We start from the raw sequence: 9,515 nt of genomic DNA, 5'->3' as shown, positions 1-9,515 counted from the left end.
CGCGCCGCCGGCGGTGAACGCCATGCCGACGCCGAACACGACGGCGAGCGACACGTAGACGGCGATCCACGCGCCGGCCTCGCGCATGGAGGGTTCGTGCGGTCTGCGGGCGATGATGACGAAGTCCACCGCGATCACCGCGAGCAGCACGGCGATGGTGACTCCCCACACCAGGGGTGTGATTTCCACGGCTTCGGTACTCCAGTCGGACGCAGGGGCGGACTGCCCCCGGGCGCCCGAAGGCGCCCGGGGGCCGGGATGACGGTCGTCAGGTGGTCCGGCGCCGATCGCGCCGGGCCGCGGGGCGGCGGCTGTTCATCTCGTCGATCTGCCGCAGGTAGCGCCCGACCAGGTCGTCGGCCACGCTGTTGTGCGACCGGATGCGCACCAGCCAGTGCGGCGCGAGCCGCTCGTGCAGCCAGAGGAACCCGATGGCGAAGCCGACGCTGAGCATCGCCTGGTAGGCGAGGAAGGACAGCAGGGGTTCGCGCAGGATCGTGTCGTGGCCGAGGACGGTGGCGACCGCCACCTCGTCGACCAGCCGGGCCAGGGGGAACCCGATGATCCAGTACACGGCCGCCGGGCCCACCGCGCCCACCCCGAACCGGCCCAGGGCGAGCAGGACGCCGTAGCCGGCGCCGAGCAGGGCGAGCGGGACGCCGAGCCCGGTGGCGATGGCGGCCACCTGGAGGGCGGGCAGCCCGGCGAGGGCCGCGACGCCGGCCGCGAAGACACCGCCGACCAGGCCGATGGCCGCACCGGGCACGGCCACCTCGGCGTAGCGGACGGCGGCCGGGCGGCCGCCGACCGCGGCCGGAGCGTGCGCGCTCATCAGTTCACCACCACGCCGTAGGCGAACAGCGAGTAGAAGAGGGCGCCCAGGTAGAACACCGCGGCGAAGGCGATCACCGCGTTGGACACGATGCCCGGCCGGATGGGTTTGGGCAGGGTGATGTTGTTGACCAGCAGGAGCACCACGCAGTAGGCGCCCATCGCGAACGTCGACAGGAAGGCCAGGATGTCGAGGATCGCCGCGGGCCCGTCGGCGGGGCCGAACAGCAGGACGCCGATGCCGAAGGCGATCAGGCCCCACAGGAAGAACGCGTAGAGCTTGGAGATGCTGAACCGCTTGGCGCCGGGGACGAAGAAGTAGGTCATGTCGGCCTGGCCGCGCGAGAACGAGTCGAACAGGCCGAGCGTGGCGTTCAGGCCGATCAGGGCGATGAAGCAGAAGAAGACGGTGCCGAACACCGGGCTGCCCGCCGCGCTGAAGGACGCCGCCATGGCGTCGAGGGCGGCGTCGCGCTCACCGCCGCGGATGACCTCGGCCACGCCGGGGTCGTACCGGGCCGAGGCCTGGGCGAGCACGGTGAACGAGATGGTCACCAGCATGGTGATGCCCCAGAAGAGCACGAACGCGTCGAAGGTGACCCACCGGCGCCAGCCCTTCCACTTGTGCATCTCCGCCGGGTCGTCGGTGTCGAACATGTAGCCGCGCGAGGGCATGCTCTCCTGCTCCTCGGCGTGGCGCAGGCCGCGGATGCGGGGGATGTGCGACCCCATGCCCGCGCCCTTGTCGCGCAGGTGCAGCGTGTACCACATCTGCTGCATGCCCGAGGGGCCCGCGAACGCGATCGAGCCGACGATCACCGGGAACCACGCCGGCGACAGCGCCTCCTCGGGCATGTAGCCGAAGGCGAACATGCCGGTGACGGTCGAGGAGAGGTCGCCGAAGCTGCCCACGAGCGCCGCGACCACCGAGGTGCCGACCACCAGCAGCCCGATGCAGATCGACAGCACGCTCTCCAGCAGGTTGTACACCACCTTGGCCAGGGTGAACACCACGCCGACCAGGAGCATGCCGGCGATCGCCGTCGCCTGCCAGGGGATGCCGGTGACCCGTTCGAAGGCCGACGCGCCCGCCGAGAGGTGGCCGGGCCAGACGTAGACCAGGATCGCGGTGACGAAGAAGAACCACATCAGCGGTTTGAACACCCGGGCGGCGCCGAAGAAGATGCTCTCGCCCGTGGCCATCGCGTAGCGCGACATCTCCAGCATCACGACGGCCTGGAGGGAGACGCCGATGAGGAACAGCCAGCGGATCTCGGGCCCGAAGATCAGGACCAGGCGGGGCCACATGTAGGACTCGCCCATGCCCACGCCGAGGGCGACGAGGAAGACGGTGGGGCCGAGGATGTGGATGGAGGGGGGCGCCTTCGGCAGGGAGCGGATCGGCATCGGCTCCAGCCGGCCCGCCTTCCAGAAGCGCTCCTTGGGGGGTGCCGCGCCGGCGGTGTCGCCCACCGGGCCGGTCTCGTCGGGGTGGGGAGGGCGCTGAGCGGGGATCGGCGCCGGTGCGGTGTGCGCCGCCGCGGGGTCGTCCCGGCTGAGCGGCCGGTTCGCGTTGACGTCAGAGGAGTCCATGCGTGGTGTTCTCCCTTGCGGGTCGCGGATGCGGGCGGCGAAGCGCCCTTCATACGCCCCCTGTCCTGCGGCACCTCCCGTGGTCGCGGGCTTCCTGTGTCGACGCGGCGGCCGCCGCTGGCGGTGCAGCGGCCGTGCGGGGGACCCGGCGGCGTCCGCGGCGGTGCGGCCGCCGCCGGGTGTGACGGGTGTTACACGTGCGGCATCAGAGTAGCCCGGCGGCGCGCGCCCAGCGATACTTCGCGCCGAGGACCTGGACCGGCTTCTCGGTCGTGTAGGGGTAGGCCACCACGCCGTGCTCGAACAGGTGGGCGCTGGCGGCCTCCACCTCGGTGTCGCCGGACAGCGAGGCGACCACGGGCTTGTCGATGCCGGCCGCGCGGGCCTGCGCGACCACGTCGGCGACCAGCTCGGCGAACACCATCGGCGGGGTGACGATGGTGTGCCAGTACCCGAGGATCAGCGCGTGGACGCGCGGGTCCTCCAGGCCGAGCCGGATGGTCTTCTCGTAGGTGGAGGGCGGTTCGCCGCCGGTGATGTCGACCGGGTTGCCGGCCGCGCCGAACGGCGGGATGAACGCGCGGAACGCCTCGTCCAGGTCCGGCGGGATCTCGTACAGCGACATCCCGTTGTCGACCACCGCGTCGGACAGCAGCACGCCCGACCCGCCCGCGCCGGTGATGATGACGACGTTCTCGCCCTTGGGGGCGGGCAGCACCGGCAGCGCCCGCCCGAACTCCAGCAGCTCGTTGAGCCCCGGCGCGCGGACGACGCCGGCCTGGCGCAGGATGTCGTCGTAGACCTTGTCGTCGCCCGCGAGCGCCCCGGTGTGCGAGCCGGCGGCGCGCGCCCCGGCGGAGGTGCGCCCGGCCTTGAGGACGATGACCGGCTTGTGCGGGACCACCTCGCGGGCGGCCTCCACGAACGCGCGGCCGTCCTTGAGGTCCTCCAGGTGCATCGCGATCGCGTTGGTGTTGTCGTCCTGGCCGAAGAACGTCAGCAGGTCGTCCTCGTCGATGTCGGCCTTGTTGCCGACGCCCACGATGGCCGACACGCCCGTGCGGGTGCTGCGGCTGTAGCCCAGGATGGCCATGCCGATGCCGCCGGACTGGGAGGTCAGCGCGGTGCCGCCGGCCACGTCGTAGGGGGTGCAGAACGTGGCCGACAGCTTTTCGGGGGTGTAGTAGTAGCCGTAGATGTTGGGGCCGAGGATGCGCACGTCGTGCCGGCGGGCCACCGCCAGCACCTCGTCCTGCAGCTCCTTCTCGCCGGTCTCGGCGAACCCCGAGGGGATGAGGATGGCCCCCGCCACGCCCTTGCGCCCGGCCTCGTCCAGGGTGGCGGCGACGAACTTGGCGGGGACCGCGAACACCGCCACGTCGACGTCGCCGGGCACGTCGCCGATGCTCTTGTAGGCGGTGCGCCCGTAGACCTCGTCGGCCTTGGGGTTGATCGGGTAGACCTCGCCGGCGTACCCGCCGTCCACGATGTTGCGGATGACCGAGTTGCCGATCTTGCCCTGCTCGTTGGAGGCGCCGATGATGGCGATCGAGCGGGGCTTGAAGATCCGGTTCATCGCGCCGAGGATCTCGTCGCGGGTGAAGCGCTTGGGCGGTTCGGCGGGCGCGAAGTCGAGGACGAACCGCAGGTCGGCGGCGATGGCGGAGTCCGCCGAGGCGAACACCGGGTTGAGGTCGGCCTCCGCGATCTCGGGGAAGTCGGTGACCAGGTCGGAGAGCCGGACCAGCAGGTCGGCGAGCCGGTCGCGGTCGACGGCCGCGCCGCCGCGGACGCCGTCGAGCACCTGGGCGGCCTTGATGTCGCCGATCTGGGCGAGCGCGTCGGCGGTGGAGACCGGCGCGAGCCGGAACGCCACGTCCTTGAGGACCTCGACCAGGACGCCGCCGAGCCCGAACACCACGATCTTGCCGAAGGTGGGGTCGGTGGTGGCACCGATCAGCACCTCCAGTCCGCCGCCGACCATCTGCTGGATCTGCACGCCCTCGATGCGCGCCTCGGGGTTGTAGGCGCGGGCGTTGTCGACGATGCGGGCGTAGGCGGCGGCCACCTCGTCGGGGGTGGACAGGCCCACCTCCACGCCGCCGGCCTCGGTCTTGTGCAGGATGTCGGGGGAGACGATCTTGGCGACGACCGGCAGGCCCAGTTCGACGGCGAGGGACACCGCCTCGTCGGCGTCGTGGGCCAGCGCCTCCCCGGGGACCGGGATGCCGTAGGCGTCGGCCAGGGCCTTGCCCTCGGGGGCGGTGAGGGAGTCGCGGCCCTCGGCGCGGGCCCGGTCCAGCACCGCGCGCACGGCGTCGCGGTCGTAGCCGGATTCGGTGGTGGCCATCGGTCAGATCACTCCGTTCGACTTGAGCTCGGCGAGGTCGTCCGGGGAGAGCCCCAGTTCGCCGGTGTAGATCTCGGCGTTGTGCTCGCCCAGCAGCGGGGAGCGGAGGATGTCGGCGGGGGAGGCGGAGAGGCGGATGGGCAGCCCGACCGTCTTGTAGGTGCCGCGCTCGGGGTGCTCGACGTCCACGACGATCCGGTTGTCGTTGAGCGTGGGGTCGTCGATGATCTCGCGGGTGGACAGGATGGGCCCGCACGGGATGTTGTGCGAGTTCAGCGCGGTCAGCACCTCCCATTTGGGGAGCTTGATCGACCACTCCTCGATGAGCGCGAACGCCTTGTCGAGCTTGTCCAGCCGGGCCTCGGGGGTGGACCACTCGGGGTCGTCGGCGAGGTCGGGGCGGCCGATGAGCCGGGTGAGGGGCTCCCAGCCGACCGGCTGGATGATGACGTAGACGTAGTCGTTGGGGCCGCCGGGGGCGGTGCGCACCGCCCAGCCCGGCTGGCCGCCGCCGGAGGCGTTGCCCGACCGGGGGACCTCGTCGCCGAAGTTCTCGTTCGGGTACTCCTGGAGCGGGCCGCGGGCCAGGCGCTGCTGGTCGCGGAGCTTGACCCGGCACAGGTTGAGGACCGCGTCCTGCATGGCGACCTCGACCCGCTGGCCCTCGCCGGTGTGGGTGCGCTGGTACAGCGCGGCGAGGATACCGGCTACTGTATGCATCCCTGTGCCCGAGTCGCCGATCTGGGCGCCCGTGGCCAGCGGGGGGCCGTCCTCGAACCCGGTGGTGCTCATGGAGCCGCCCATGGCCTGGGCGATCACCTCGTAGGCCTTGAAGTTCTCGTAGGCGCCGGGCCCGAACCCCTTGATGGACGCGTAGATCAGCCGCGGGTTGGTCTCGCGCAGCACGTCCCAGGTGAAGCCCATCCGGTCCAGCGCGCCGGGCGCGAAGTTCTCGACCAGGACGTCGCTGCTGCGCACCAGGTCGAGGAAGATCCTCTTGCCGGCCTCGCTCTTGGTGTTGAGGGTGATGCTGCGCTTGTTGCCGTTCAGCATCGTGAAGTACAGGCTGTCCACGTCCGGGATGTCGCGGAGCTGGCGGCGGGTGATGTCGCCGCTGGGGGCCTCCAGCTTCACGACGTCGGCGCCCAGCCAGCCGAGGATCTGGGTGGCCGACGGCCCGGACTGCACGTGCGTCATGTCGAGGACGCGGACACCGTCGAGTGCCTTGCTCATGGCGCTCCTCCCGGGGCTACTTGTACATGGTCTGGTTCATCGTCCCCGGGGCGTAGACCTCGGGGTCGACCCAGACGTTGATCAGCGACGGCTTGCCGGACTCGCGGGCGCGGCGCAGCGCCGGCGCGATCTCGGCCGGGTCGCGCACCTCCTCGCCGTAGCCGCCGAGCATCTTGGCGAACTCCGAGTAGCGGATGTCGCCGAGCGTGTTGCCGATCTCGCCGCGGTCGGCGCCGTACTTGGCGATCTGGCCGTAGCGGATCTGGTTCATCGACGAGTTGTTGCCGACGATCCCGACGAACGGCAGGTCGAAGCGGACCAGGGTCTCGAAGTCCCAGCCGGTGAGGCTGAACGCGCCGTCGCCGAACAGGGCGACGACCTCCTTGTCCGGGCGCGCGTACTTGGCGGCCATCACGAAGGGGACGCCGACCCCCAGCGTGCCGAGCGGGCCCGGGTCCATCCAGTGGCCGGGCGACTTGGGCTGCACCACCTGGCCGGAGAAGGTGACGATGTCGCCGCCGTCGCCGATGTAGATGGAGTCCTCGGTGAGGAAGTCGTTGATCTCGCTGACCAGCCGGTAGGGGTGGATGGGTGTGGAGTCGGAGCGGAGCAGGTGCGCCCGCTTGTCCAGCGCCTGGCGCTCGGTCTGGCGCAGCTCCTCCAGCCACGCCTTGCGGCCCTGCGCGCCGTTGTCGCCGTAGGCGGAGGTCGCCTGGAGCACCGAGGAGAGGATGACGTCGGCGTCGCCGACGATGCCCAGGTCGATGTCGCGGTTCTTGCCGACGGTCGCGTAGGACAGGTCGATCTGAACCACGGTCGCCTCGGTGGACAGCCGCTTGCCGTAGCCCATGCGGAAGTCGAAGGGGGTGCCGACGATGATGATGAGGTCGGAGTTGGCGAACGCGTGCCGGCGGGAGAGCTGGAAGTGGTGCGGGTCGCCGGGCGGCAGGGTGCCGCGCCCCGCCCCGTTCATGAACGCCGGGACGTTGAGCGTGCGCACCAGCTCGATCGCCGAGTCGGTGGCCCGGGTCGTCCAGACCTGGCCGCCCAGCAGGATGCTCGGCCGCTCCGACCGCACCAGCAGCTCGGCCAGGCGCTCCACCGCGGCCGGGTCGCCCGCCTGGCGGGTGGACGCGCGGTAGTGGCCGGGCTTGGGGACGCGGGCCTTCTCCACCGGGACCGACGCGTCGAGGATGTCGCGGGGGATCTCCAGGAACGACGGGCCGGGGGCGCCGTTGAGCGCCTCGCGGAACGCCATCGACACCATGTCGGCCACCCGCTCCGTGTGCGGCACGGTGGCGGCGAACTTGGAGATCGGCGTGATCATGTCGACGTGCGGCAGGTCCTGCAGGGACCCCATCTTGTGCTGGTTGAGCGCGCCCTGGCCGCCGATGAGCAGCATCGGGCTCTCGGCGCGGTAGGCGTTGGCGACGCCGGTGACCGCGTCGGTGGTTCCGGGGCCCGCGGTGACCACGGCGCAGCCGGGCTTGCCGGTGACGCGGGCGTAGCCGTCGGCGGCGTGCGCGGCGACCTGCTCGTGGCGGACGTCGATCACGTCGATGCCCTCATCGGCGCAACCGTCGTAGATGTCGATGATGTGTCCGCCGCACAGGGTGAAGATCACGTCGACGCCCTCGGCCTTGAGGGCCTTGGCCACGAGGTGGCCGCCGGAGATCGTCGTCGCGTCCGCGCTGTTGTCGTCAGTCATCGCAGCGAAGCCCCTTCATTGGATACTGCATACCGTATGGTTTCCATTGCTACATGAGCGCTGGGCATGTGTCTAGAGCGGAATCGTGCGGACCGGCAGGGGGCGGCGCATCCGGGCGGCGACGGCGGCCGCGCCGAGCGCCGCCGCGCCGGCCGCGCACAGTCCGATCACCGGCGCCGATGCGGGCGCCAGGACCGCCAGCACGGCCGCGCCGCCCACGCCGAGCAGCCCGCCGACGCCCTTGGCGCTGTAGACCAGGCCATGGATGTCGGGGGAGTGGCGCGCGCCGAAGTAGTCCATGGCCAGGGCGCGGGTGAGCGGATAGCACGACCCCCCGCCGACGCCCGCCGGGACCGCCAGCAGCAGCACGGCCGCCGTCCAGCCGGCCGTCCCGGCGGCGAGCAGGCCGAACTGCGCGGCCGCGCCGGCCAGCAGCACGGCCACCAGCACGCGCCGCCGACCGGTGCGCTCGGCCCGCCGCCCGGCGGCGATCCGGCCCAGGCCGCTGGCGGCGACGAGGACGGCGGCCACCGCCGCGACGGCAGCGGGGGGATGCCCGCCCTCCAGCAGGAACACCGGCAGGACCGCCAGGTCGAACAGTGCGGCGGCGCCGCCCAGGGCGACGACGGCGTGCAGCGCCGGCAGCGCCCCGCTGCGCCACGCCTGGGCGGGGGAGTGCTCGGCCCCGGCCAGCGGGTCGGCGCGGCCGCGCAGCGCCCACGCGCGCGGGTCGGTGCCGGGCGGCCACCACATCGGCGGCGGCTCCGGCAGCCGCAGGCCCGCCCCGGCGACGCAGACCAGGATCGCCGCCGCGAGCACCGCGCAGGCCGGCGCCAGCGCCCCCGGGGAGGGGAGCAGCAGCGCGCCCGCGGCCACGGGGACGGCGCCCAGGGCGAAGGCGCCGCCGGCCAGGCCGGCGCGGGCGACGGGGTGCTCGGGGTACCACGCGGCGACCAGGTGCACGCAGGAGTGGTAGACCAGGCCGGCCCCCAGTCCGCCGAGGACGCCGTAGCCGACGACCACCGCCGCCAGGCCGTCGGCGGCGGCGAGGGAGAGCGGTGCGGCCGCGCACAGCGGCGCGCCGATGAGCAGCGCGCGCGAGGGCGGCAGCGCGCCGCGCGCCCGCAGCCGGGCGATCGGCACCGCCGAGCCGCCCTGCACCAGCGCCCACACCACCAGCGGCAGCAGCGCCGCGGCCAGACCCCAGCCGCGCACGGCCATGAGGGCGGGGATGGCGGCACCGTAGGCGAACTGCGGGACGCCCGCGGCGGCGGCCGCCGCCGCGGCCCGGGCCAGGTGGACCCCCCGGTCGCGGCCGGTCAGGTCGCGCGCCGAGGCGCCGATCCGGTAGCTGCGGCCGGACCAGTCGCGGCACTCGGCGGCGGCCGCCCGGTGGTAGGGGGAGGGGAGATGACCTGGGGAGACGTCGGGGGACGGCGGAGACTTCACGGCTCACCTCCGGTCGGCTGCATACAGTATGCGACGCAGTGGTGGCCGGGGAAAGGGGGTGGGCGCGGAAAATCCGGCCGGCTTCGCCTCGGGTGGACGGTCCCTATGGAGGTATCTGTATACCGTATTCATTCTGACCTGGGGGCTCGTGGATGTCCACCGCGGAGATATTGCATACTGCATACGATCTCGCGTATGCATAGAGGACCGCCACCCACCACGAGGAGGCTCGGTGGACCTCTACGAGCACGAAGCCAAACAGCTCTTCGGTGAACACGGCGTCCCCCTCGCCGAGGGCCAGCTCGCCGGAACGCCCGACCAGGCCGCCGCGAGCGCCGCCCGGATCGGCGG

6 protein-coding genes and 1 pseudogene are annotated in these 9,515 nt (G+C 72.3%); all 7 read right to left on the bottom strand.

All coding sequences use genetic code 11. The features are described from left to right. Window positions 1-189: pseudogene (locus NT8_RS28950) on the bottom strand (TerC family protein); the annotation flags it as partial. A 79-nt stretch (window positions 190-268) separates the two neighbouring features. Continuing rightward, window positions 269-832, bottom strand: coding sequence for a hypothetical protein (locus NT8_RS24920; protein WP_067974531.1), 564 nt, complete (start codon window positions 830-832; stop codon window positions 269-271). Next, a complete protein-coding gene (locus tag NT8_RS24915) occupies window positions 832-2,424 on the bottom strand; it encodes an Nramp family divalent metal transporter (protein ID WP_067974529.1) in 1,593 nt (530 codons plus the stop codon). The genes NT8_RS24920 and NT8_RS24915 overlap by 1 nt, the downstream gene beginning before the upstream one ends. 205 nt (window positions 2,425-2,629) lie before the next feature. Then, window positions 2,630-4,774 (bottom strand): acetate--CoA ligase family protein, encoded by a 2,145-nt coding sequence (locus tag NT8_RS24910; RefSeq protein WP_067974527.1) that lies wholly within the window; start codon window positions 4,772-4,774, stop codon window positions 2,630-2,632. A gap of 3 nt (window positions 4,775-4,777) precedes the next feature. Next, window positions 4,778-6,007, bottom strand: a complete 1,230-nt coding sequence (gene frc, locus NT8_RS24905; RefSeq protein WP_067974524.1) for a formyl-CoA transferase — start codon at window positions 6,005-6,007, stop codon at window positions 4,778-4,780. Between the two features lie 16 nt (window positions 6,008-6,023). Continuing rightward, window positions 6,024-7,715, bottom strand: a complete 1,692-nt coding sequence (locus NT8_RS24900) for a thiamine pyrophosphate-binding protein (protein ID WP_067974521.1) — start codon at window positions 7,713-7,715, stop codon at window positions 6,024-6,026. Window positions 7,716-7,787: 72 nt separating this feature from the next. Then, window positions 7,788-9,164: an MFS transporter gene (locus tag NT8_RS24895; protein WP_067974519.1), complete on the bottom strand. Its 1,377-nt coding sequence runs from the start codon at window positions 9,162-9,164 to the stop codon at window positions 7,788-7,790. Window positions 9,165-9,515 lie beyond the last annotated feature (351 nt).

Source organism: Nocardiopsis trehalosi NBRC 14201 (genome assembly GCF_001552555.1).
Lineage (GTDB): Bacteria > Actinomycetota > Actinomycetes > Streptosporangiales > Streptosporangiaceae > Nocardiopsis_B > Nocardiopsis_B trehalosi.
Note: the sequence above shows the minus strand (reverse complement) of the source record. Positions and strands in the feature narration are given on the sequence as shown.